This is a genomic window from Trinickia sp., assembly GCF_051954495.1.
Lineage (GTDB): Bacteria > Pseudomonadota > Gammaproteobacteria > Burkholderiales > Burkholderiaceae > Trinickia.
Genome location: NZ_JBQCHR010000012.1, coordinates 1 through 22,542 on the forward strand (window position 1 = coordinate 1; position 22,542 = coordinate 22,542).

Here is a 22,542-nt window from a genome sequence, read left to right on the forward strand (position 1 = left end):
GTTTGCGGCGAGCCGACCTGCTCGATGCGTCCGTCACGCAGCACGACGATCTTGTCAGCCAGCGTCATGGCTTCCACCTGATCGTGCGTGACGTAGATCATGGTCGTCTTCAATGCGTCGTGCAGGCGGGCGAACTCCAGGCGCATCTTCACGCGCAGTGCGGCATCGAGGTTGGAGAGCGGCTCGTCAAACAGGAAGACCTTCGGCTCGCGGGTGATGGCTCGGCCGATGGCCACGCGCTGGCGTTGGCCGCCCGAGAGCTGGCGCGGCTTGCGATCGAGCAACGCATCGATGTGCAGGACTGCGGCAGCGCGGCGTACGGCGGTGTCGATGGCTTCGCGCTTCATGCCCGAGAGCTTCAGACCGAAGGCCATGTTGTCGTACACGCTCATGTGCGGATACAGCGCGTACGACTGGAACACCATCGCAATGCCGCGCTTGGCAGGCACCACGTCGTTCACGCGCGTGTCGCCGATCAGCAGATCGCCCGCGTCGATGCCCTCCAGGCCCGCGATCGTGCGCAGCAATGTCGACTTGCCGCAGCCCGAAGGGCCGACGAAGACGACGAATTCGCCATCGGCAATGTCGAGGTTGATGTCATGCAGGACGGTGTTCTGCTCGTAACGCTTCTGCAGATTGCGCAGGGTCAGGCTGGCCATGGCGAGGTCTCCGTGGGCGTGTTCTGTGTGCGGATCAGGCGGGCGTGGCAAGGGTCGACGTCAGCGCGTCGGCCAGTGCCCGCATGTCGGTAAAGACGTGGCGTGCGCCGGCGGCCAGCAGGCGCTGCGTGGCAACTGCCGGTACATGTGCGACGCCGGCAAAGCCGAATACGGTCAGGCCGGCGGCTCGGGCGGCGCGCACGCCGGTGTCGCTGTCTTCAATGACCAGGCATTGCGTGGGGCTGGCGCCCAGGCCCGCACAGGCGGCGAGGTACACATCCGGTGCCGGCTTGGGCCGCGCTGTTTCGTAGGCGCTATAGATGTGCGGGCCAAATACGTCGAGCAGGCCTGCTCTGCGCAGGCTTGCTTCAATGCGCGGGCGGCTGCTGTTGCTGGCGACGGCCTTGGGCTGCGGCAGCGCGGCCAGCAGGTTGGCAATGCCGGGCACGGGCTGCGATTGCGTGGCGCAGTCGTGCTCGACATCGGCCAGCACGCCGGCCAGTTGCGCATCGGATAGATGAAATCCGATGGTGCTCTGCAGCTCATTCAGCAGCGCCATCGTATTCATGCCCAGGCGCGGCTCAAGCATCTCTTCCAGCGCGGCGGACGAAAGATGCGGCACGTGCGGACCGAGCGTGCGGATCAGCGCGCGCAGCGCCACCGATTCGCTGTCGATCAGCACGCCGTCGCAATCGCAGATCAGCACGCGGTCGCGCCGCAATTCGGGCAACTTCGTCGTCGCTCCCGTCATTTGACGGCTCCGAACGTCAGCCCTCGTACGAGCTGCTTCTGCGACACCCAGCCCACGAGCAAGATCGGGGCGACCGCCAGCAACGAGGCTGCCGAGAGCTTCGCCCAAAATAGGCCTTCGGGGCTCGAATACGACGCGATGAACACCGTCAGCGGGGCCGCGCCGGAGCTCGACAAGTTGATGCTCCAGAAGGCCTCGTTCCACGAGAGAATCACGAGCAGCAGCGCGGTCGATGCAAGCCCGGGCAATGCCATCGGCATCAGGAGATAGACGATCTCCTGCCAGGTCGCCGCGCCGTCGATGCGGCCCGCTTCGAGGATATCGCGCGGAATCTCGTTGAAGTACGTGAACGCCATCCATACGGCGATCGGCAGATTCATCAATGCGTAGACGATGACGAGCCCCGTGACCGTATCGAGCAAGCCGGCGTTTTTCCAGAGCAGGTATATCGGCACGAGCACGCCCACCGAGGGCATCATCTTCGTCGACAACATCCACAGCAAAAGCTTTTGCGTGCGGCGGGTCGGAAAGAAGGCCATCGTGTAGGCGGCGGGCACGGCGAGCAGAAGGCACAGCACCGTCACGCCGGCCGAAATCAAAATCGAATTGCGCGCGAACAGGAAGTAGTCGCTACGAGCGAACACCTCGCGGAAACTGTCGAGGGTCGGCGAGAAGATCAGCGACATCGAGTAGGCATCGCGCTCGGTCTTGAATGCCGTGATTGTCATCCAAAAGATGGGGAAGAACAGCGCAAGCGCGATGAGCCAAGCAAGCGCGCCGGGCAGCACGCGCTTGACGGCGTCGAGGCCGGGCACGCGCGGCGCCTGCGTGGCAGGTACGGTCGGATGGCTCATGCTTCGTACTCCCCTTTGAGGTTCTTCGAGAGCATGCGCACGAGGAAGAAGGCGACGACGTTCGCGAGCACCACGGCGAGAATGCCGCCCGCCGATGCGAGGCCGACGTCGAATTGCTGCAACCCGAGCGCATAGATCAAGTAGGACAGAATCGTCGTGGCGTTGCCTGGACCACCCGAGGTCGTCGTGTAGATCTCCGCGAAAATCGACAGCAGGAAGATCGTCTCCATCATGACGACGACGGCGATCGCGCGCCGCAAGTGCGGCAGCGTGATGTAAAAGAACATGGCGATCGGACCCGCGCCGTCGATGCGGGCGGCTTCCTTTTGCTCTTCATCGAGCGATTGGATCGCGGTGAACAGAATGAGGAACGCGAACGGCAGCCATTGCCAGGCGACGATCACGACGATCGCCGAGAGCGGATACGTGGCGAACCAATCGATGGGCTGCATGCCGAGCGCGCGCATGGCGGCGGCCACGACCCCGTAGACGGGGTGCAGCATCATGTTCTTCCAGATGAGGGCGCTCACGGTCGGCATGACGAAAAACGGGCCGATCGCCAACAGACGAGCGATGCCTTGCCCCGGAAACTTCCGATCGAACAAGATCGCCATGAAAATTCCGCCGACGACCGTGATGATGAGCACGAAGCCGATCAACTCGAGCGTGTGAACGATCGACGGCACGAACGCGGGATCGGTGATGAGGTAGCGGTAATTGTCGAATCCCGCGAAGCCTTTTTCGTCGGGGTTGAGCAGGTTGTAGCGGGAGAACGAATACCAGATCGTCATCGCGAGCGGTATCGTCATCCACAACACCAGGACGGCGACCGAAGGCGCGGCGAGCCAGCGCGTCGACCCGGCGCGCCGCTCGGGAGTCGGCAAGGCGTCTTGCTCCGCTGGGTGAGAGAGCGGCATGTGAAGATGTCCCATCGTTTCGGACTCCTGATCGATTCTCCGTCATCGCAAAGATGACGTCGAGCGCGGGCCGCGTGCGTTGCATGATGCCGGCGGCCCGCAAGGCGGCGATGCGCGATGCCCGCGCATCGCCCGCCGGCTTGCCCTTACTTCTGGTAGCCGGCCTGCTTCACGGCGCGATTGGCGGCCGCATTGCCCGCCTCGAGCGCCTGATCGACCGTCATCTGGCCGGCGAGCGCGCCGGAGATGCTTTGCCCGACCACGGTCCCGAACGATTGGAATTCGGGGATGCCGACGAATTGCACGCCCGTGTAGGGCACCGGTTTGGCCGTCGGGTGGTTCGGATCGGCCGTCTTGATCGCGTTTTCCACGAATTCGGAGAACGGCGCCGCCTGCTTGTACTCGGGGCGGTTGTAGGTCGATTCGCGCGTGCCCGGCGGCACCGACGCCCAGCCTTCATCCTTCGCGACGAGTTCGATATAAGGCTTGCCCGTGGCCCATTCGATGAATTTCTTCGCATCGTCCTGCTTCTTCGATGTCTTCGGGATTGCCAACGACCATGCCCAGAGCCAATGCGAACCGTTGGGCGTCACTTCGGTCGGCGCCGCGGCGAAGCCGATCTTGTCGGCCACTTGCGACTGATTCTTGTTGTAAAGCATGCCGGCCGCGACGGTGGCGTCGATCCACATGGCGCACTTGCCCGAGGACATCAGCGTGAGGTTTTCGTTGAAACCGTTCGAGCTCGCTCCGGGAGGGCCATCTTTCTTCATCAACTCGACGTAGGAGCTGACCGCCTTCTTCCATTCGGGCGAAGTCAGCTGCGCATTCCATTTCTCGTCGAACCAGCGGCCGCCGTACGTGTTCACGCGCGTCGTCAGGTAGGCCATGTTCTCGCCCCAGCCGGCCTTGCCGCGCAGGCAAATGCCGTAGACGCCGGCCGATTTGTCGGTCAGCTTGTCGGCGAATTGCGCGATCTGGTCGTAGGTCGGCTTCGGCGGCATCGTGAGCCCCTTCGCCGCGAAAAGGTCCTTACGATAGAACGTCATCGAGCTTTCGGCGTAGAACGGCAAGGCGAACAACGTGCCGTTGTACGAAAGGCTGTCGCGCACGGGCTTCATGACGTCGTTGACGTCGTAGTCGGCCGGCAGGTTCGTCATCGGCGCGAGCCAGCCGCGTTTGCCCCACTGCGGCGCCTCGTACGCCCCGATCATCATCACGTCGAACTGGCCGCTGCCCGTCGTGATGTCGGTCGTCGCCCGTTGGCGCAGCACGTTTTCCTCGAGCACGACCCAGTTCAGCTTGATATCGGGATTGCTCTTCTCGAAATCGGAAGAGAGCTTTTTCATCTCGATCATGTCCGGGTTGTTCACCACGGCGATCGTAATCGTCGCGGCGGACGCCGGCAGCGCGGCCGTCGCCGTCAACGCGAGGGCCGCGGCGGCGGTCGCGCGCCGCGTCAGTCGAACGGCAAAGGGGCAATTGCGTTGCATCGCTTGTCTCCTTGAGTCTTGTACGTTGTGGTGGGAATACACGAGCGCTTCGCAACGAAGCGCGGTTCGAACTCAGCTCATCCAGTTGCCGCCGTCGACGTTCAGCGTCTGCGCCGTGATGTAGTCGGCGTCGCTCGATGCAAGAAAAAGCGCAGCACCCGTCAGGTCGGCCGGCACGCCCATGCGGCCGAGCGGCACCGCCTCGCCGACGAGCCGCTTTTTCTCCCCCGGAGCGCGGCCTTCGTAGCGCGCGAACAGCGCATCGACTTGGCCCCACATCGGTGTGTCGATCACCCCTGGCGCGATGCCGTTCACGTTGATGCGATGGGGTGCGAGCGCGAGCGCGGCCGACTGCGTGTAGCTCAGCACGGCGGCCTTGGTGGCGCAGTAGTGCGAGACGAGCGCTTCCCCGCGGCGGCCGGCCTGGGACGACATGTTGATGATCTTGCCGCCGCGGCCTTGCTCGACCATGCGCCGCGCCACGGCCTGCATCAGGAAGAACATCCCTTTCACGTTCACCGCGAACAGGGTGTCGAATATGTCCCACGATTCGTCGAGCAGCGGCCGCATGTCGAAGATCGCCGCGTTGTTGAACAGGATGTCGACGCCGCCGAAACGTTCGACGGTTTGCGCGACGATGGCTTCGATGTCGTCGCGCCGGGTGACGTCGGCCCGCACGACGTGCACGCGATCGGCATGCTGCTTGGCGAGATCGGCGCACACGGCGTCGGTGGGCTTGACGTCGACGAGGACGCAGCGCGCGCCCTCCTCTAGATAGCGTGCGGCGACGGCCTCGCCGATCCCGCTCGCGGCCCCGGTCAGGACCGCGACTTTGTCGTGCAATCTCACGAACTTGTCTCCAAGGGTGTAACGGAACCCGTCTTTGTTTCTGGTCTTGCCGCGCGTCGGTGCGCTTCGAGAGCGAACGCTCAGCAATAGAGCAATTGCTCAATCAGTGATCGAATGATCGGATACACATCGCTCACTGTCAAGGCGGCGCGTCCATTTTCGATGGTGCGATGCGAAAGATTGCCGTTGGCCATTCGGTCTATTGAAAGTTTCGGCTAAACTAACAAAACTTAGTCCACCTCAACGAACGCCATGGAAATCGTGAACATCCACGAAGCGAAAACACATTTGTCGCGGCTCGTCGATCGCGCCGCGCTTGGGGAAGCCTTCATCATTGCCAAGGCCGGCAAACCGCTGGTGAAAGTCGTGCCGCTCGATGCGCCGGTCGCGGGCCAGCGCCGCCGGCTAGGGTTTCTCGCGGGCGAAATCCGCGTGCCCGACGATTTCGATCAGATGGGCGCGGACGAACTCCCGCATTTGTTCGGGGGGGCGGACACGTGAAGCTGCTGCTCGACACGCATCTGTTGTTGTGGGCGTCCGGGCAGCCGGAACGTTTATCGCAGGCCGCACGCGCTCTGCTGGAAGACGAAGAGAACGCGCTTCTTTTCAGCGCCGCGAGCTTGTGGGAAATCACGATCAAGAGCGACCTGGGGCGGCCGGACTTTCAGGTCGATCCGCGGCTCTTGCGCCGCGCGCTGGTCGACAACGGCTATGTCGAATTGCCGGTCACGAACCGGCACGTACTGGCGCTGAAAGGGCTTGCGGCCCTGCACAAAGATCCATTCGATCGCATGCTGGTCGCGCAATCGATCGCCGAGGGGATCTCCCTCGTGACGACCGATCCGATGGTTGCCCGCTATTCGGGGCCGATCAAACAGGTGTGAGTGCGATCCTCACGAACGCTGCCCGAGCATGTCGTCCATCAGCGGGACAGCGGCGAGCGCGACGAGCAGGGTCGCCAGCGGCACGGTCGAGACGAAGCCCATGTGCTTGAAGCCGAGCGCACCGGCCAGTCCGCCGCAAAAGAACGCCGCCAACAGCGAGGCGAGCAGCGCGAGCCGTTGACGGTCGGCCCGTACCGGGTGCTCGCGGCGCCTTGTTCGGTTCCAGTACACGAGCTTGCCGAGTTCGATACCGATGTCGGTCACGAGCCCGGTCACGTGCGTCGTGCGAATTTCGGCCTTCGAGATCTTCGTAATCATGGCGTTCTGCAGGCCCATGACGAAGCACAGCAGGGCAACCGTCGCCGGCACGAACAGCACGCGGTGGCCTTCCAGATTCGAACCGAGAAAACCGAATATCAGCAGCAGCACGGCCTCGAGCATCAGCGGCATGGCGTAGAGGCTGCGCAATGCGTGTCGGCGGCCCCAGTTGATCATGACGGCGGACGTGGCGGCCCCGCAGAGAAACGAGACCAGCGACGCGAGTCCGGCGCTCGCCAGCCCGATTTCGCCGAGCGCGAAGTTATCCGCCATCGACGACACCACCCCCGACATATGCGACGTGTATTGGCCCACGGCCAAAAATCCGCCCGCATTGGCGGCGCCGGCGACGAACGCCAGCGAACGCCCGAGGCGGCGATTGGCCTCGTCGGTGCGCTCTGGCGCGGTGAATCCGCGCAGGTAATGGATAGGCATGCTGACTCGTTCGCGGCGTTCCGGGGCAAGCGGCGGACTCGTCTCCCGGAAACGATCCGAAAGGAACAAGCGGCCGTTGCACTCTCAAATGCGAGCGTAGCACGGCCGCCGACGCAGTCCTTACCCTAAGTCAAAGCGCGCGCATGATGCGCGATGTGATCTTCGATGAACGTTTCGATGAAGAAATAGCCGTGGTCGTAGCCTTCGTGGCGACGCAGCGTCAGCGGCTGCCCCGCCTCGAGGCACGCCTGCTCGAACACATCGGGGTGCAGTTGCTCGATGCGGAACTTGTCCGCCAAGCCTTGATCGATGAGGATGCCCTGCTCGAAGCGGCGCTCGGCCCGAGCGACGAGCTGGCTGGCGTCGTATTGCCGCCATGCTTCGACGTCCTCGCCAAGATAGCCCGTAAATGCCTTCTTGCCCCAGGGGCACTGGATCGGCGCCGAAATAGGTGCAAACGCCGACACCGACCGATAGATGTCGGGGTTGCGCAGCGCGAGCACGAGCGCGCCATGTCCCCCCATCGAGTGTCCGAAAATGCCGAGGCGCGCGCCGTCGATCGGCAGTTCGGCCGTCACTGTTTCGCGCAGTTCGTCTCGCACGTAGGAATACATCCTGTAATGGCGCGACCAGGGTTCGCGCGTCGCATCGAGGTAGAAACCGGCGGCGACGCCGAAGTCCCAATCGTCGGTTTCTCCGGCGATCCCCGCGCCGCGCGGGCTCGTATCGGGCGAGATCAACGCGATGCCGTGCTGCGCCGCGAAGCGCTGCGCCCCCGCCTTGATCGGGAACGTCTCTTCGTTCGAGGTCAGCCCGGCCAGGTAAAAGAGCGCGGGCACGCGACCGTGCTGCGCTTGCGGCGGCAGATAGGCCGAAAAGCGCATCGGCAGGCCGATCGCCTTCGAATCGTGCCGATAAATGGATTGGGCGCCCCCGTGGCAGAGGTGCGTTTCGACCAGCTCCAGCATGTGTATCTCCGGTTCGGTGTCATTCGGCTTTCGCTAGCGCCATCGTATTCGGCATGGCGCCGCTGCGCGGCATACGCGCGGAGAAATACACATCATAGCGGCTGCCGGAAACGGCGATCGCTCGCGCGGCCAGGCACGGCCCGTCCGCACCGATGCGCCGACCTCGCGCACGCGTGGCCGGCCGCGCCCATATCGGCGCAGAAAAGGACGGAATAGGCGGCAGCGTCTTGTGCGTCGCGCACCGAACGCCTACCGTGGAGCCACCCCGATACAAAGACGAAAATGGAGCGAGACACATGCGTTCGACCACGGTTCATCCGTGCGACGAGCAGCTGCCGCTTGGCCGCCTGCTTACGCTCGGCATTCAGCACGTCCTAGTCATGTATGCCGGCGCGGTGGCCGTGCCGCTGATCGTCGGCGGCGCGCTGTCGCTACCCAAGGACCAGATCGCCTTTCTCATCAGCGCCGATCTCTTCTCATGCGGCATCGCCACGTTGATTCAGACCCTCGGGCTGTGGATTTTCGGCATCCGCCTGCCGGTCATCATGGGGTGCACCTTCGCGGCCGTCGGTCCCATGGTGGCGATCGGCGCCAATCCGCAGTTGGGCATCCTCGATATCTTCGGGTCGACGATCGCCGCAGGCGCCATCGGCATCGTTCTCGCGCCGGCCATCGGCAGGCTGCTGCGCTTCTTCCCCCCTGTCGTCGTCGGCACGGTCATTTCGGTCATCGGCTTGTCGCTGATGGAAGTCGGCATCAACTGGGCGGCCGGCGGCGTCGGCAACCCCGATTACGGCAAGCCGCTGTATTTAGGCCTGTCGCTGTTCGTCCTCGCGCTGATCCTGCTCATCAACAAGTTCTGCCGCGGCTTTCTCGCGAACATATCGGTGCTCGTCGGCATCGTCGCGGGATTCGTCGTCGCGGCCGTTACGGGCCACGTATCCTTCGACGGTGTGCGGCATGCGCCGTGGGTCGGCGTCGTCGCGCCCTTCCACTTCGGCTTGCCGCATTTCGATCCGCTCGCGATCGCGACGATGGTCACGGTCATGTTCGTCACGTTCATCGAATCGACGGGCATGTTCCTCGCCGTCGGCGACATGGTGGGCCGTCCCGTCGATCGGGCCACGCTCGTGCGCGGGCTGCGCGTCGACGGGCTCGGCACGCTCTTGGGCGGCATCTTCAATTCCTTCCCGCATACGTCCTTCTCGCAGAACGTCGGGCTCATCGGGGTGACGGGCGTGAAGAGCCGCTTCGTCTGCGCGACGGGCGGGCTGATCCTCGTCACGCTGGGCCTGTTTCCCAAAATGGCGCAGCTCGTCGCCTCCGTCCCGCCGTTCGTTCTCGGCGGCGCCGGCATCGTCATGTTCGGCATGGTTGCGGCGAGCGGCATCAAATCGCTCTCGCGCGTGGACTTCACGACCGAACCGCACAATCTGTTCATTGTCGCCGTCAGCATCGGGCTCGGCCTCGTGCCAGTCGTCTCGCCGAATTTCTTCGCCCAATTGCCCCATGCGCTCTCGCCGCTGCTTCACAGCGGCATCTTGCTCGCATCGGCGTCGGCCGTCGTGCTCAACGTCGTCTTCAACGGCGTGTCGCGCGAGCGCGCAGCCGCGTGCGACGAGGAGCACGATCGGTCCTCGGCCGCGCTCGAGGGGCGTGCGATCGACCTGCATTGATTCGGCGGCGCACCGCCGGCTAACGCGCGACGGCGGCCAGGCGAAAGGGCGTGCTTCGAGCTACGGCTTGGAGCACGCCCTTGTCGTTTCGCACACGGCCGATCTCGATCCTTTCGAAGCGGCGCCGGCACGATAGGGACAGGAACGCAAAAGCGTGAGGCCGATGCGGCCCGTAGATCCGCAGCCCACTGTAGATCATTAGGAGAACTGATCTATCGTTTACACCTAACTTCGTATTAGTCGGATCATTGTTGCCCTTCATCGGCGCCGACTGCGAACCACTTCCCGCAAGGCTTCGAGGCGCTGCGGCAATCATCGGTCGCGAAAAAGTACGATAGATAAGAACAATCGAAAATTAGGCCTCCTACGAAATCTCCTAAAGCCGCGCAAACGATTGCCGTAAACAAATTTGGGAGCAAACGCCTCCCTCCCCCTGTTGCGAAAGTGGTCCAGCGGTCCCCTTCGTCATTAATTAGGAGTCCTTATATGTTGCATTTCCTCCGATTCCTTTCGCGCGACGAGCGCGGCGTCAGCGCCCTCGAATATTCCGTCTTGGCCGGCATCGTGGTGGTCGCCGTCGCCGCAGCGGGAGCGATCTTCGGTGGTACCGACGGTCTGCCCGCGTTGTTCCAAAACATGATCACGCACGTCACGAGCGTTCAGACCAACGGTCATTGACCTGTCGCGGCCGTTCGGCAAACAACGCCGAACGGCTTGCCTTGCTCGGCGGCGTAGATCGATCGAGAGACTCATGATCATGCACGTGATAGACGCCCTCGCCAGCGCGTTTTTGTCGATGCTGGCGCTCTCCGACCTGCGCCGGCGACGCCTGCCCAATGCGATCGTCGCCGCATTCGCCGCGCTCTACGTCGCGCATGCTTGGCTGTCCGGCGCAACGCCCATCGCATTCGAACTGCATCTCGTCACGGGCGTCGCGGCGCTCGTGCTCGCAGCTGCGCTGTTCGGATTCGGGTGGCTCGGCGGCGGCGATGCCAAGCTGTTCGGGGCCGTGTTTCTGTGGAGCGGCCCGGCCCACGCGGCCACCGTTTTCTTCATCGTCTCTCTGTTCGGATTGATGCTGGCCCTGGCGCAGATCGCCGTCGGCCGCATGCAACGCGACGCCGCGCCCCCTGGCGCCCTCGCCTGGCTCGCGCCCTCTCACGGCGTGCCCTACGGCCTTGCCTTGGCGGTCGGCGCAATTGCCGCGGTTTGGCTGCCCGCTTCGTCGACGCCGGCGCACACGCTCGCTTTGCTGCCCCACCTCTCGGTGTGGCCGCTTTCGGTTCACGTACGGCTCACATAACGGAACGCCGTCGTCATGCAAAACATCCTAAAACTCGCCGGCTTGATCGTGGTCGCCGCCATCGGCGCATTCGTCTTGCGCGCACTCTACGTCGCGGCCTCGCGCCCCGGCCCCGCGAAGCCGACGCCGACCGTGCGCGTTCGCGCCGCCGCGGCCGACTTGCCCGACGGCCTCTTGCTGCGCGACAGCGACCTCGTCTGGAAAAGCGTAGCCCGCGGCGATGCTCCGGCGGGCGCGCTCGTGGAAGGCACGCCGCAGGCGGCCGACTTAAAAGGCGACCTGCTGCGCCACGGTGTCCATGCCGGCACCGCCCTCGGGCCTGCCGATGTCATCTCGCCGAGCTCGCCCGGCTTTCTGGCCGCCGCGCTCAAACCGGGTATGCGGGCCATCTCGGTCGCCATCGACGACGTGTCGGGCAACGCGGGTCTCATCGAACCGGGCGACTACGTCGATGTTCTGCTGACGCAGCAGATTGCAACAGCGCCCGGCGCCCCCAATGCGGCGGCGAGCACATCGGATCGAACCGTCGAAACCGAAACGATCGCCGAGCGCGTGCGCGTGCTCGCGGTCGGCACCGCGTTCAAGCGGCCCAAGGACGACGATACGAAGCCGAGCACCGCCAATACCCGCGCGCGCACCGTCACCTTCGAGGTGACGCCGCGCAGCGCCGAAGTCGTGACGGTGGCGGCGCACCTCGGCTCGCTCTCGTTGGCGTTGCGCAGCTTCGCGACACGCGATCGTCACGCCTCCCAAGCCGAGGATGTCATCGAGCCGCAAACGCCGCCCATTTGGGCACGCGATGTCTCGCGAGGCCTGCGCGCCGTGACGCCGGCGCAGCAAACCGCCGCGCGCGCGAGCGGCCTGCATGCGAGCGTCGCCGAGCGGCCCGTCGTCATCTATCGCGGCTCGAAGCAAACCGATTCGTTCGGCATGAATGCGTCAGGGCTGCCGAACGGGCCTGCCGGCCTGGCGCCGCCCTTGCCGCCCGGTGCGCCCCCCACCGCGCCGGCCGCGCCGAACACGACTGCAACCGCGAGCGCACACCCCGCTGCTTAGGATTCTCGATGATGCTTCGCCCTCTTCGCTCCCTTTTGCGCCTTGCCTTCGCGGCGCTGTCGCTTTCGCTCGTCGCAGCGAGCGCGCTCGCGGCGGGCGACGACACGGTGCTGACCGTCCCCGCCGGCGGCGGTGAAATGGTGCAATTGCCCGAGGCGGCCGTCGCCGTCTTCGTGGCCGATCCGGATGTCGCCGACGTCCACGTGCCGACGCCGCAAACCGTGTTCGTCCTCGGCAAGAAGGCCGGCACGACGACGCTGTTCGCGCTCGGCGCGCACAATCGCCCGATTCTGCGCAAGACGATTCTCGTCGCCCTGGACACCGCCTCGATTCAGCGGCTGCTCGACGCACGGTTTCCCCAATGGCGCCTAACCGTCGCCAGCGCGCCAGGGTCGCTGATGGTGAGCGGGCGCGTGCCGAGCCCGGCCGATGCCGACGCCGTCGTGCAAACGCTGAAGCCTTATCTGCGCGATCAGGAAGCGCTCGTCAATCGGCTCACGCTCGAACAGCCTATTCAAGTCCACCTTCGCGTACGCATCACCGAGGTAGACCGCAACGTCACGCAGCAGTTGGGCATCAACTGGGGCGCGCTCGGCGCGAGCGGCAATTTCATCGGTGGGCTCTTCAACGGCCGCGCGTTCCTCGATCCCACCTCCAAGCTGTTCAATCTGTCCTCCTCCGGCGCGTTTTCGGTGCTCGGCGGCTTCCACACCTCGCGTTATTCGATCGACGGCGTCTTGGATGCGCTCGATCAGGAAGGCCTGATCACAATGCTGGCCGAGCCCAACCTCACGGCGATGTCGGGACAGACGGCCAGCTTCCTCGCCGGCGGCGAATTCCCGATTCCCGTCGCGCAGGACACCACCGGGGCAATCACGATCGAATTCAAGCCCTACGGGGTCTCGCTCGACTTCACGCCGACCGTGCTCGCCAACAATCGCATCAGCCTGAAGGTGCGGCCGGAGGTGAGCGAAATCGATCCGACCAATAGCGTGACCACGGGCTCGATCAAGGTGCCGGCGCTGACGGTTCGCCGCGTCGAGACGACGGTGGAGCTCTCGAGCGGCCAAAGCTTCGCGATCGGGGGCCTGCTGCAAAGCAAGAGCAGCGACGTGCTGTCGCAACTGCCCGGCCTCGGCCGCCTGCCCGTCCTCGGCAAGCTGTTCTCGTCGAAGGACTATCTGAACAACAAATCGGAAGTCGTCGTCATCGTTACGCCCTACATCGTGCAGCCGGTCGGGCCCGGCCAAGCGCATGACGTGCTGGACAGCGTCACGCACCCGAGCAGCGACGTCGAGTATGCGTTGCAACGCGCGCTCGGAATCGACCCGCTCGCCGGCGACGCGCCGCGCCTCGTCGGCGCAGCCGGCTTCGTCTATTGATCTGGAGTCGCGCGATGAACCATCGATTCGCAGTCCTCACCCGCTCACTCTCCATGTTGCTGGCCGCCTCGGCGCTCGCCGGTTGTATGTCGACTCATCCGCCGCTCGGCATGCCGAACGATTCCGTGATCGGCTTCAGTTCGGAAGACGGCGGCCGCGCCCTGGCCCCGCAATGCGATCAGTTGAATCAGCCGTCGCACATGCTCGACGCGGGCCGCGCTCGCCCCGGCGTCGCATTCGGCTGCGCGACGTATTCGAACCTCGCGGCCATGCTCGCGCGGCCGGCCGACCTGGTCGCCCCCTTGCCGTATGCCGGGGCCGACGCGACGCTAGGCGCCGGGGCGGTCCGCGCTTACGAGGAAGGCCGCACGCAGGCGCTCAAACCGACGTCGACCACGACGTCGGTCTCCCACTGAGGACGGACACGCCATGGGTGCATTCGAATTGCGCTCCGCCAACCGCCGCGCGCAGCCGCTCGCGACCGATCGCATCATTGCGGTCGTCGCCGACGCGAGCAGCGAAGAGGTCGTCAAAAACCTGATGCTCGATCAAGGCATCGCGCACGCCTATGTCACGCGCGGCGCCATCGACGACGCGATCGAACTCATGCGTGGTTTGCCGCATTCGCCGCGCCATATGCTCGTCGATGTCTCCGGCTCCGCCATGCCCGTATCCGACCTGATTCGGCTCGCCGAAGTGGTCGACCCGTCGGTCAGCGTCGTCGTGATCGGCGATCGCAACGACGTGGGGCTGTTTCGCTCGTTGCTTCGCATGGGCGTACAGGACTATCTCGTCAAACCGCTCACGGTCGAGCTCGTACAGCGTGCGCTGGCCGCCGCCGATCCGTCGGCGTCGGCACGCGCCGGCAAGGCCATCGGCTTCATCGGCGCGCGCGGCGGCGTGGGCGTGACGACGATCGCCACCGCACTCGCGCGGCACCTGGCCGATAAGACGCGCAGGCGTATCGCCTACGTCGATCTCGATTTGCATGGCGGCGCCGCGGCGTCGATGCTCGGCATCGTCCCGAACAACGGCCTCGCCGAGCTGCTGCAAAACACGCAGCGTCTGGACCCGCAGCTCATTCATCAAACGGCCGTGGCGCAGAGCGATCGCCTTTTCGTGCTCGGGGCGGAACTCGCCTACGATCAGCCGCTCTCGCTGCGCCCGGGTACGGTCGGGGAGCTCGTCGCCGCGCTCAAACGTCATTTTCACTATGTCGTGCTCGACTTGCCGCAACGTGCGGGAGGGTTCGTCGATGAAACGCTGGATGCTTGCGAGACGATTCACGTCGTAGCCGACCGGTCGGTTCACGCCGCGCGTGAGACGGCCCGCCTGTGTCGCTTTGCCGAGGGGCGCCCCGCCGATGCGGCCGTCTCGGTTTTGCTGAACAACGCCCAGCAGCCGGTGCGCGGTCGCGTCGCGCAAAGCGATTTCGTCCACGCGCTCGGCCGCGCCTCGGTGCACGAATTTCCTTACGAACCGCACACGCTCGCCGTCGCCGAGAATCTCGGCGAGGCGATCGACGAGAACAAGCACTCGTCGTTCGCGCGCGCTGTCGCGGCGCTCGCCGATGCGATCACCGGGTCGGATGCACCGGCTGTGGCGAAGCGCGGGCCCTGGTACGCGCGCATGTTGGGCAAGCGGAGCGCGGCATGATGTTCGGCCGCCGCAGCCACGCCCCCTCGTTCGCACCGCAATCGAGCGCGGCAAACGAGGCTCGGCACGCCGACGCGCCCGCTCGGCCCGGAACGAACGACGCGGCGGCGCAGGGCAATGCGCGGCAAGCCGCGGCGGAACCCATCGAGGCGCCGGCCGCGTATCCATCGCCCAATGCAACGGAGGCCGAGCACCGTTCGCCGGGATCGAACGGCCCGAACGGTCAAAGCGCTTCGAACCACTCGGCGCCGCCGGCGCCCGACCGTCATGAGGCGCTGATTCGATCCGATACGTTCAAGACGATCCGCTCCGCGGTGTTTTCGTCGATGAACATGTCGGCCGCGCTGATGATGTCGCGCGCGCAGGTGCGCGAAGGCATCGAGCAGATCGCAGCCGAGACGATCGCGCGCGAACGCCTCACGATCGCGCTCACCGAGCAAGCGCTCATCGTCGACGAGATGCTCAACGACATGTTCGGCGTCGGTCCGATCGAGCCGTTGCTCGCCGACGAGAAAGTCACCGATATTCTCGTGAACGGCCCCGATCAGGTCTACGTCGAACGCAACGGGCGCTTGGAGCTCACCGCGCTCAAGTTCCGCGACAACGCGCACGTCGTCAACGTCGCGCAGCGGATCGCCGCGGCGGTCGGCCGGCGCGTCGACGAAAGCAGTCCGCTCGTCGACGCTCGCTTGGCCGACGGCAGCCGCGTCAACGTCGTGCTGCCTCCTATCGCCTTGCGCGGCGCGTCGATCTCGATCCGCAAATTCGCCAAACGCAACATCACGCTCTCGAAGATGGCGCAGCAGGGCAACCTCTCTCCCGCCATGGTCGAGGTGCTGCGCATCGCGAGCGCGTGCCGCCTGAACATCGTCATTTCGGGCGGCACGGGCTCGGGCAAGACGACGCTGCTCAACGCGCTGTCCAATTTCATCGACCCGCACGAGCGCATCGTGACGATCGAGGACGCAGCCGAGCTTCAACTTCAGCAGCCGCACGTCGTCAGCCTCGAGACGCGGCCCGAAAACAGCGAAGGGCTCGGCGGCATCTCGCAGCGCGACCTCGTGCGCAACGCACTGCGGATGCGGCCCGACCGCATCATCCTGGGCGAAACGCGCGGCACCGAGGCGTTCGATGTGCTGCAGGCGATGAACACGGGCCACGACGGTTCGATGACGACCATCCACGCCAACACGCCGCGCGATGCGATCACGCGGCTAGAGAGCATGGTGATGATGGCCAACGGCAATCTCCCGCTCGTGTCGATCCGCCGCCAAATCGCGAGCGCGGTTCATATGATCCTGCAGGTCGAACGCATGCGCGACGGCATGCGGCGTGTGACGCGCGTGACCGAAATTTCGGGCATGGAGGGCGACGTCGTCATCACGCAAGACCTGTTCGCCTTTCGCTTCAACGCCAGCGCCTATGAGGAACAAGTGCGCGGCGCTTTCGAATCGTCATCGCTGCGGCCGGCCTTCGCGCAGCGCGCGGCGTACTACGGCTTCGAAGAGCAATTGATCGGAGCGATGCAATCGTGACGCCCGCCGATGTCGTCGCTGTCGCCGCCTTCTTCGCGATCGTCATCGCGGGACTCATCGCGCGCTCGCTGCGCGAGATGGCCCGGCGTCGGCCTGCGCAGCGTATCGCCCTGCGCGTCCGGGCGGTGCGCGTTTCGCGCGAAGCGCGCCCAAAGGTGCGCAGCGACAAGCCGTCTCATCAGCTCGTGAGCCTTGAGCGGCGCAACGGCGATGAGCCTGCCTGGCAAGCGTGGCTCCATGCCAAGCGGCAGCGCATCGAGACGATCGCCGGTCGCGCGGGGGTGCGAGCCATCGTCGCGGTGGGCGTGGCCGTGGGCATCGCATCGTTTGTCGCCGCGTCGCTCGCCGGGCTGCCGCTTTGGATGCGCGCACTCGGAGCTGTCATCGACGCGCTGATCGCCGTGCGCGGCACGTACGCTTTCATCATCGCCCGCTTCAAGCAACGCTTTTTGGCCGTGTTTCCGGACACGCTCGATCTCATCATCCGCGCCGTGCGAGCGGGCATTCCGGCCGTGCAGGCCATCTGCACCGCCGGCGTGGAAAGCGAGGAGCCCGTGCGCTCGACGTTTCGCACGATGGGCGATGCGTTGCTCGTCGGCGCTGAAGTGAAGGATGTGCTCGAACAAGCCGCCGAACGCCTGCAGCTAGCCGATTTTTCGTTCTTCGCCGTCTGCCTGGTCCTGCAGCGCGAAACGGGCGGCAATCTTGCCGAGACGCTCGAGAACCTCGCCGCGATCGTCCGCACGCGCCGCGACATTCGCTCCAAGACGAAGGCGCTGACGGCCGAAGGGCGCATCTCGAGCAAGATCATCTCGGGCGTGCCCTTCTTCATCATGGGCTTTCTCTACGTCGTCAATCGCCCTTACGTGTCGCTGCTGTTCAATACGCGGGCAGGCCACAAGATGCTCGTGCTCGGGGCCGTGCTGTTGACGATCGGCCTCGCCATGATTCGCAAGATCGCCAATTTGGATACGTCGCGATGACCATGACCGCAACCGACCTCTGGATGAATCTCGCGCTCGTGGCGCTGCTTGCCTGCGCGACGCTTTGGCTCGTGCTGCGGGGCCGTGGCACGCGCTCGCGGATCGCACAGCGCGTGCGGCATGGCGTCGCGCAAGCGAGTGCGCCCGGACAAGCGCGCAACGTTCCGCAGCAGCTCGCCCGCAAAGTGGCGACGCTCGGCGAGCGCTTGCCGATCATCGACGCGGCCGAGCGCGGCAAGCTCGCCGCGCGGCTTGCGAGCGCGGGGTTCCGCGAGGCGCGGGCGGTCTCGATCCTCGCGGGGCTCAAGATCGTCTGCGGAGCCTGCTTGGCGCTGGGTGCGATTGCGCTCGCGCCGCATATTCCTCGGATCGGAGGCTATTTCGTCATGCGCCTGCTGGCGATGGCGGCCGCATTCGTCATCGGCATGATGCTGCCCGAGTACGCGCTCGGCTACGCCATCAAACGCCGTCAGCGGGCGATCGCGACCGCCCTGCCCGACGCCCTCGATCTGCTCGTGATCTGCACGAACGCGGGCAACAGCCTCGTCGTCGCCATCAAGCGCGTGGCCGCCGAGTTGCGCACGATCTGTCCACCGCTCGCCGACGAGTTTTCCGTGACGGCCGACGAGCTGCAGATCGGCGGCGACAGCGCGCGGGCGCTGAACGCCATGGCCGCGCGCATCGGCCTCACCTCGATGCGTGCGCTGGTGACGACGCTCGTGCAGTCTCAGCAGTACGGCACCCCCATCACGCAGTCGCTGCGCATGCTTTCCCGCACCGAGCGCGCCATGCAGCTCATCGCCCTCGAGGAGAAGGCCGCCAAGCTCGCGCCGAAGATGACCTTGCCGATGATGCTGTTCATCATGCCGACCGTTGCGCTGATCGCGGCCGGGCCGGCCGTCATTCGGCTCATCGCCGTGTTTCATCATTGAATCGACCGCCCGGTCGACCCTGGGAGGTTTTATGCACTCGATCCCTCTGCCGTCGCGAGAACGGCTTGCCGTCGTCATGGCGATCCCCGTGCTGGCCGCGTGTTTGCTGACCGGATGCGCCGGCGGCCCTCGCATCGAAACGCGGCCCGTGCTCGCACAGCGCGGCGCCGATACGAGCACCGACTTACGTATCGCCGAGAGCGCGCTGGAGAGCGGGGACAACCAACTTGCGTTGTCGCTGTTCGAGCGCGCGCTCAAGGCCGACCCGCAATCGCTGTCGGCCGAGCTTGGCATGGCCGACGCGGTTTATCAAACCGGCGACCTTGCACGGGCCGGGGTCCTGTACCGGCGAGCAGCCGCGGCGGCGCCCATCGATCCGCGCGCCCAGCTCGGGCTCGCGCGCGTCGCACTGCGCGAGCGGCGTCTGGACGAGGCGGTGGAACGCTATCGACGCCTCGTCGCCACCCATCCCGAGAACGCCGTAGCGGCCGAGGGCCTCGGCGCCGCGCTCGATCTGCAGGGCCGGCATGGGCAAGCGCAGGCGGTCTATCGCGCGGCGCTCGCGCGCCATCCGGAAGCGCAGGGCTTAAAGACCAACCTCGGCCTTTCTCTGATCCTCGAGCAGCGCGCGCGCGAAGGCGCCAACGTGCTGCTCGATGTCGCCGGACTGCCCGATGCGCCCCCGCAAGCGCGCGAAAACCTCGCCCTCGCATACGGCGTGCTCGGCAACGGCGACGCGGCCAAGCGCATTTTGACGGCGGATATGCCGGCCGCGTCGGCCGAGGACAACTTGCGCTTCTATCAGAACCTGCGCGCGCGTTGGTCATCGGCCCAAACGGGCGCCGGGGCCGATGAGGCCCCGCGCGTGCAGCCCGTACCGGCCGCGCAAACCGCGCACCCCGGAGCGGTCGATTGAATCGCCCCGCGCGCTTCGCCTCCGACGAGCGCGGCGTCGCCGCGCTCGAGTTCGTGCTCGTCTTTCCGTTCTTGATGACGGTCCTGTTCGGTATCGTCGACACGAGCCTGCTGCTGTGCGACAAGGCGGTCATTACGAACGCGAGCCGCGAGGCGGCGCGCGCCGGCGTCGTCGTGCGCGTGCCGCAGATGGCTGCGAGCGACATCGCCAACGTCGCGCTCGCCTACGCCCAGAACAATCTCGTCACGGGCGGCTCCGCCACGACGCCGACCGTCAACGTCGATCAGTCGTCGGGCACGTCGCCGGGCAGCCCGCTCGCGGTCACCGTCACGTACACCTACGAGGGGCTCGTGCTGGGCTCGGCGTTCAGCGCGTTGACGGGCCCCGTCACCGTCAGCGCGACGACGGTCATGAACTATGAATAAGCGCTTACGAACGTCGCTCGCGTCGCAACGCGGCTCGGTGCCGCTTTGGTTCTTGCTCACGATGCCGATCTTGCTGACGTTCGGCGCGTTCGCGGTCGATCTGCCGCGCGTCGCCACCGTGCGCAACGAACTGCAGAACGCGGCCGATGCGGCCGCCCTTGCCGGCGCCGCCAAGCTGCTGCCGAGCGGCAGCGGGCCAGATTGGCCCAGCGCCGCCAGCACGACGAGCACGGCCGTATCGCTCAATGCGTCGGACGGTGCGGCGCTCTCGGTCGCCGGCGTCCAAACGGGATTCTGGAATCTGACGGGGTCGCCTTCGACGCTCCAAGCACAGACAATCACGCCGGGCGCTTACGATGCGCCCGCCGTGCAAGTCACGGTCACTCGCAGCGCAAGTCTGAACGGCGGCGCGGTGTCGCTGCTGCTCGGCGGTTTCCTCGATTTGCTGAGCACGACCGCGAGCGCCACGGCCGTCGCGGTCGCGGCCGCGCCCTCCACGGTCGGCGCTGGCGGCCTGTTTCCGATGGTCGTCGATCAATGCGTGCTCAATCAGTACTGGGACGCGCAAACGAGCGAGCCCGCGATCGATCCGTCGACCGGGCAGCCCTACGAGTTCCAGGTCGGCAATGGGCACCTCTACGGCGCGAGCTGCGAAGCGGGGCAATGGACGTCGTTTCTCGTCAATGCCAACGACGTACCGACCGTGCGCGGCCTCATCGCCTCCGGCAACCCCTCGCCGCTTTCGATCGGCGACGACATCTGGATCGAACCGGGGGTGAAGACGACGATCTACAGCGACGTGCCCGTCGGCGTGACGATCGTCATTCCCGTGGCTGCGCAAATCGACACGCACAGCTACGTGCCGATCGTCGCGTTTGCCGCGTTCCACGTCGACGGTTCGTACGGCGGCAGCCAAAAGTACATCGAAGGCCATTTCGTCGGCGGCTACCGAATTCCCGTGCAGTCGTGGGGCATCGGTCCGCAGTACGGCGCCTACGTGGCGCCGCGCCTCGCGCTGTGATTTACCCCGCTGCCTTCGCGGGCGTCGCACTTGACGCAGCCGTGGGCGCCGACGGCGCGCCATCCATCGCGGGCGCATCGGCCGGCCGCGGCGTATCGCCTGTATTGGCGATCCAGCCGCCGCCGAGCGCCACGTAGAGATTCACGAGGTTCTCGAGCCGAGCCGCACGCGCGTTGATCAGCGATTGCTGCACCGTGTAGAGGTTCGTCTGCGCGGTCAAGACCTGCAGGTAGCTGTCGACGCCGTTCTTATATCGCAACTGCGACAAATCGAGCGTGCGCGATTGCGCGAAGGTCGTGCGCTCGAGCGCGCCGATCTGCCCATCGTAGGTTGCCCGAGCGGCGAGATCGTCGGCCACTTCGCGGAACGCCGATTGAATCGTCTTCTCGTACTGCGCCACCTCGATGCGCTTCTGCACGTTGGCGAGATCGAGGTTGGCGAGGTTCTGCCCGCCCTCGAAAATCGGCATCGTGATCTGCGGCGCAAACGTCCAAGCGGCCGAACCGGCCTTGAACAATCCGCCGAGCGTCGGGCTCGCGGTGCCGAACGAACTCGTCAGCGAGATCTTCGGGAAGAATGCCGCGCGCGCCGCGCCGATGTTCGCATTGGCCGCCCGCAATGTCGCCTCGGCCTGCATGATGTCGGGCCGGCGCGTCAGCAAGTCGGACGGCAAGCCCGCCGGGATGTCGGTCAAGAGCCGCTGATCGTCCAGCGAGCGCCCCGCCGGCAGATCGTCGGGAAGCGGCTCGCCGACGAGCAGCACGAGCGCATTCTCGGCCTGCGCCCGCGCACGCGCTTGCGCTTCGCGATTGGCGCGCGCCTGCTCGACGACTGTTTCCGCCTGGCGCAGATCGAGCTCCGACCCCGTGCCGTTGTCGAACTGCAGCTTCGTGAGCGAGTACGACGCTTCGGCGGTCTTCAGCGTGTCGTCGGTGATCTTGAGCAGATCGTCGACGGCCAGCATCTGCAGGTACTGATTGGCCACTTGAGCGACGAGCGAAATCTCGGCCGCCTTGCGCGCTTGCGCGGTCGACAAGTACTGCTCGAGCGCCTGATCCTTCAAGCTGCGGATACGCCCCCAGAAGTCGATCTCCCAGGAGGCGCTCAGGCCTACCTGGTATTCGCGCGAGATCGTTTGTCCGCTCGGCGACAAATCGAGCGGCAAGCGCTGTACCGAATTGCTGCCTTTCGCGTCGATCGCCGGGAACAATTGCGCGCGCGTGATGCGGTATTGCGCGCGCGCGGCATCGACGTTGAGCACGGCAACGCGCAAATCGCGGTTGTTGACGAGCGCGATGTCGATGAGCCGCTGCAGGCGCGGGTCGGCGAAGAATTCGCGCCAACCGATATCGACAGCCGCGCGGCCGTTCGCGCTATCGCCGGCCGCGGCGGCCGGCTGCGTCGCATAAACGCCCGAAGCGGGGAACGCAGCCGCCACGGGGGCGACAGGACGTTCGTAGTTCGGCTGGAACGTGCAGCCCGCCGCCAAGCACGCGACGGCGATCGCAATGAAAGAATGATTGATCTGCATC

The 22,542-nt window shown here is 65.6% G+C and carries 23 protein-coding genes and 1 pseudogene; 15 read left to right on the plus strand and 9 right to left on the minus strand.

All coding sequences use genetic code 11. The annotated features are described in order from the left end of the window. From ACTHNR_RS01035 to ACTHNR_RS01060, 6 genes are all read right to left on the minus strand, one after another. Nucleotides 1-659: ABC transporter ATP-binding protein (locus ACTHNR_RS01035; RefSeq protein ID WP_440545545.1), on the minus strand; the 659-nt coding region annotated here is incomplete at its 3' end. Nucleotides 660-693: 34 nt separating this feature from the next. After that, a complete protein-coding gene (locus tag ACTHNR_RS01040; RefSeq protein ID WP_440545546.1) occupies nt 694-1,410 on the minus strand; it encodes an HAD family hydrolase in 717 nt (238 codons plus the stop codon). Further along, nucleotides 1,407-2,264, minus strand: a complete 858-nt coding sequence (locus tag ACTHNR_RS01045) for a carbohydrate ABC transporter permease (protein ID WP_440545547.1) — start codon at nt 2,262-2,264, stop codon at nt 1,407-1,409. Before ACTHNR_RS01045 ends, ACTHNR_RS01040 begins: the two co-directional genes overlap by 4 nt. After that, complete coding sequence (locus tag ACTHNR_RS01050) at nt 2,261-3,196, minus strand: carbohydrate ABC transporter permease (RefSeq protein ID WP_440545548.1); 936 nt, start codon at nt 3,194-3,196, stop codon at nt 2,261-2,263. Before ACTHNR_RS01050 ends, ACTHNR_RS01045 begins: the two co-directional genes overlap by 4 nt. A gap of 131 nt (nt 3,197-3,327) precedes the next feature. Further along, nucleotides 3,328-4,671: an ABC transporter substrate-binding protein gene (locus tag ACTHNR_RS01055; RefSeq protein ID WP_440545549.1), complete on the minus strand. Its 1,344-nt coding sequence runs from the start codon at nt 4,669-4,671 to the stop codon at nt 3,328-3,330. Nucleotides 4,672-4,743: 72 nt separating this feature from the next. Further along, nucleotides 4,744-5,520, minus strand: coding sequence for an L-iditol 2-dehydrogenase (locus tag ACTHNR_RS01060; RefSeq protein ID WP_440545550.1), 777 nt, complete (start codon nt 5,518-5,520; stop codon nt 4,744-4,746). A gap of 252 nt (nt 5,521-5,772) precedes the next feature. On the opposite strand from ACTHNR_RS01060, the gene ACTHNR_RS01065 reads away from it, so the two are divergent. Further along, nucleotides 5,773-6,021, plus strand: coding sequence for a type II toxin-antitoxin system Phd/YefM family antitoxin (locus ACTHNR_RS01065; protein ID WP_440545551.1), 249 nt, complete (start codon nt 5,773-5,775; stop codon nt 6,019-6,021). Beyond that, nucleotides 6,018-6,404 carry a type II toxin-antitoxin system VapC family toxin gene (locus ACTHNR_RS01070; RefSeq protein ID WP_440545552.1) on the plus strand — a complete coding sequence of 129 codons (387 nt, stop codon included), beginning with the start codon at nt 6,018-6,020 and terminating at the stop codon, nt 6,402-6,404. The genes ACTHNR_RS01065 and ACTHNR_RS01070 overlap by 4 nt, the downstream gene beginning before the upstream one ends. A gap of 9 nt (nt 6,405-6,413) precedes the next feature. On the opposite strand, the gene ACTHNR_RS01075 is transcribed toward ACTHNR_RS01070, so the two are convergent. Beyond that, the gene (locus tag ACTHNR_RS01075) at nt 6,414-7,157 is read right to left on the minus strand and encodes a YoaK family protein (RefSeq protein ID WP_440545553.1); all 744 of its coding nucleotides are present in this window, start codon (nt 7,155-7,157) and stop codon (nt 6,414-6,416) included. A gap of 125 nt (nt 7,158-7,282) precedes the next feature. Then, nucleotides 7,283-8,125: an S-formylglutathione hydrolase gene (gene fghA / locus ACTHNR_RS01080; RefSeq protein WP_440545554.1), complete on the minus strand. Its 843-nt coding sequence runs from the start codon at nt 8,123-8,125 to the stop codon at nt 7,283-7,285. 296 nt (nt 8,126-8,421) lie between these two features. Here fghA and ACTHNR_RS01085 point away from each other — a divergent pair, with 296 nt between their 5' ends. The 13 genes and pseudogenes from ACTHNR_RS01085 (at nt 8,422) to ACTHNR_RS01145 (ending at nt 21,010) form a co-directional block, all read left to right on the plus strand. Further along, nucleotides 8,422-9,801, plus strand: coding sequence for a nucleobase:cation symporter-2 family protein (locus ACTHNR_RS01085; protein ID WP_440545555.1), 1,380 nt, complete (start codon nt 8,422-8,424; stop codon nt 9,799-9,801). Nucleotides 9,802-10,287: 486 nt separating this feature from the next. Then, nucleotides 10,288-10,479, plus strand: coding sequence for a Flp family type IVb pilin (locus ACTHNR_RS01090; protein WP_440545556.1), 192 nt, complete (start codon nt 10,288-10,290; stop codon nt 10,477-10,479). Between the two features lie 73 nt (nt 10,480-10,552). After that, on the plus strand, nt 10,553-11,104 hold the full coding sequence (locus ACTHNR_RS01095; protein ID WP_440545557.1) for a prepilin peptidase: 552 nt from the start codon (nt 10,553-10,555) through the stop codon (nt 11,102-11,104). 15 nt (nt 11,105-11,119) lie between these two features. Beyond that, nucleotides 11,120-12,160: a Flp pilus assembly protein CpaB gene (cpaB, locus tag ACTHNR_RS01100; RefSeq protein ID WP_440545558.1), complete on the plus strand. Its 1,041-nt coding sequence runs from the start codon at nt 11,120-11,122 to the stop codon at nt 12,158-12,160. An 8-nt stretch (nt 12,161-12,168) separates the two neighbouring features. Then, nucleotides 12,169-13,542 carry a type II and III secretion system protein family protein gene (locus ACTHNR_RS01105; RefSeq protein ID WP_440545559.1) on the plus strand — a complete coding sequence of 458 codons (1,374 nt, stop codon included), beginning with the start codon at nt 12,169-12,171 and terminating at the stop codon, nt 13,540-13,542. A gap of 14 nt (nt 13,543-13,556) precedes the next feature. Further along, the gene (locus ACTHNR_RS01110; RefSeq protein WP_440545560.1) at nt 13,557-13,958 is read left to right on the plus strand and encodes a CpaD family pilus assembly lipoprotein; all 402 of its coding nucleotides are present in this window, start codon (nt 13,557-13,559) and stop codon (nt 13,956-13,958) included. A 13-nt stretch (nt 13,959-13,971) separates the two neighbouring features. Further along, a complete protein-coding gene (locus ACTHNR_RS01115; protein ID WP_440545561.1) occupies nt 13,972-15,198 on the plus strand; it encodes an AAA family ATPase in 1,227 nt (408 codons plus the stop codon). Next, entirely contained in the window at nt 15,198-16,733 is a 1,536-nt protein-coding gene (locus ACTHNR_RS01120) for a CpaF family protein (protein ID WP_440545605.1), read from the plus strand. The genes ACTHNR_RS01115 and ACTHNR_RS01120 overlap by 1 nt, the downstream gene beginning before the upstream one ends. Then, nucleotides 16,730-17,716 carry a type II secretion system F family protein gene (locus ACTHNR_RS01125; RefSeq protein WP_440545563.1) on the plus strand — a complete coding sequence of 329 codons (987 nt, stop codon included), beginning with the start codon at nt 16,730-16,732 and terminating at the stop codon, nt 17,714-17,716. Before ACTHNR_RS01120 ends, ACTHNR_RS01125 begins: the two co-directional genes overlap by 4 nt. Beyond that, the gene (locus ACTHNR_RS01130) at nt 17,713-18,648 is read left to right on the plus strand and encodes a type II secretion system F family protein (RefSeq protein WP_440545565.1); all 936 of its coding nucleotides are present in this window, start codon (nt 17,713-17,715) and stop codon (nt 18,646-18,648) included. The genes ACTHNR_RS01125 and ACTHNR_RS01130 overlap by 4 nt, the downstream gene beginning before the upstream one ends. Nucleotides 18,649-18,724: 76 nt before the next feature. Next, nucleotides 18,725-19,545 (plus strand): annotated as a pseudogene (locus tag ACTHNR_RS01135) (tetratricopeptide repeat protein); the annotation flags it as partial. A gap of 93 nt (nt 19,546-19,638) precedes the next feature. Beyond that, nucleotides 19,639-19,989 (plus strand): TadE/TadG family type IV pilus assembly protein, encoded by a 351-nt coding sequence (locus ACTHNR_RS01140; RefSeq protein ID WP_440545606.1) that lies wholly within the window; start codon nt 19,639-19,641, stop codon nt 19,987-19,989. Beyond that, on the plus strand, nt 19,982-21,010 hold the full coding sequence (locus ACTHNR_RS01145) for a TadG family pilus assembly protein (protein ID WP_440545567.1): 1,029 nt from the start codon (nt 19,982-19,984) through the stop codon (nt 21,008-21,010). Before ACTHNR_RS01140 ends, ACTHNR_RS01145 begins: the two co-directional genes overlap by 8 nt. A gap of 1 nt (nt 21,011) precedes the next feature. Here the strand turns inward: ACTHNR_RS01145 and ACTHNR_RS01150 are convergent, their stop codons facing one another. Further along, nucleotides 21,012-22,541, minus strand: coding sequence for an efflux transporter outer membrane subunit (locus ACTHNR_RS01150; RefSeq protein ID WP_440545568.1), 1,530 nt, complete (start codon nt 22,539-22,541; stop codon nt 21,012-21,014). Nucleotide 22,542: the final 1 nt, after the last annotated feature.

Excerpts from the sequence above, each read along its gene's own strand:
- ACTHNR_RS01040 (WP_440545546.1), bottom strand. The coding sequence starts at position 1,410 with ATGACGGGAGCGACGACGAAGTTGCCCGAATTGCGGCGCGACCGCGTG.
- ACTHNR_RS01045 (WP_440545547.1), bottom strand. The coding sequence starts at position 2,264 with ATGAGCCATCCGACCGTACCTGCCACGCAGGCGCCGCGCGTGCCCGGC.
- ACTHNR_RS01050 (WP_440545548.1), bottom strand. The coding sequence starts at position 3,196 with ATGGGACATCTTCACATGCCGCTCTCTCACCCAGCGGAGCAAGACGCC.
- ACTHNR_RS01055 (WP_440545549.1), bottom strand. The coding sequence starts at position 4,671 with ATGCAACGCAATTGCCCCTTTGCCGTTCGACTGACGCGGCGCGCGACC.
- ACTHNR_RS01065 (WP_440545551.1), top strand. The coding sequence starts at position 5,773 with ATGGAAATCGTGAACATCCACGAAGCGAAAACACATTTGTCGCGGCTC.
- ACTHNR_RS01075 (WP_440545553.1), bottom strand. The coding sequence starts at position 7,157 with ATGCCTATCCATTACCTGCGCGGATTCACCGCGCCAGAGCGCACCGAC.
- fghA (WP_440545554.1), bottom strand. The coding sequence starts at position 8,125 with ATGCTGGAGCTGGTCGAAACGCACCTCTGCCACGGGGGCGCCCAATCC.
- ACTHNR_RS01085 (WP_440545555.1), top strand. The coding sequence starts at position 8,422 with ATGCGTTCGACCACGGTTCATCCGTGCGACGAGCAGCTGCCGCTTGGC.
- ACTHNR_RS01090 (WP_440545556.1), top strand. The coding sequence starts at position 10,288 with ATGTTGCATTTCCTCCGATTCCTTTCGCGCGACGAGCGCGGCGTCAGC.
- ACTHNR_RS01095 (WP_440545557.1), top strand. The coding sequence starts at position 10,553 with ATGATCATGCACGTGATAGACGCCCTCGCCAGCGCGTTTTTGTCGATG.
- cpaB (WP_440545558.1), top strand. The coding sequence starts at position 11,120 with ATGCAAAACATCCTAAAACTCGCCGGCTTGATCGTGGTCGCCGCCATC.
- ACTHNR_RS01105 (WP_440545559.1), top strand. The coding sequence starts at position 12,169 with ATGATGCTTCGCCCTCTTCGCTCCCTTTTGCGCCTTGCCTTCGCGGCG.
- ACTHNR_RS01110 (WP_440545560.1), top strand. The coding sequence starts at position 13,557 with ATGAACCATCGATTCGCAGTCCTCACCCGCTCACTCTCCATGTTGCTG.
- ACTHNR_RS01115 (WP_440545561.1), top strand. The coding sequence starts at position 13,972 with ATGGGTGCATTCGAATTGCGCTCCGCCAACCGCCGCGCGCAGCCGCTC.
- ACTHNR_RS01120 (WP_440545605.1), top strand. The coding sequence starts at position 15,198 with ATGTTCGGCCGCCGCAGCCACGCCCCCTCGTTCGCACCGCAATCGAGC.
- ACTHNR_RS01130 (WP_440545565.1), top strand. The coding sequence starts at position 17,713 with ATGACCATGACCGCAACCGACCTCTGGATGAATCTCGCGCTCGTGGCG.
- ACTHNR_RS01140 (WP_440545606.1), top strand. The coding sequence starts at position 19,639 with ATGACGGTCCTGTTCGGTATCGTCGACACGAGCCTGCTGCTGTGCGAC.
- ACTHNR_RS01145 (WP_440545567.1), top strand. The coding sequence starts at position 19,982 with ATGAATAAGCGCTTACGAACGTCGCTCGCGTCGCAACGCGGCTCGGTG.
- ACTHNR_RS01150 (WP_440545568.1), bottom strand. The coding sequence starts at position 22,541 with ATGCAGATCAATCATTCTTTCATTGCGATCGCCGTCGCGTGCTTGGCG.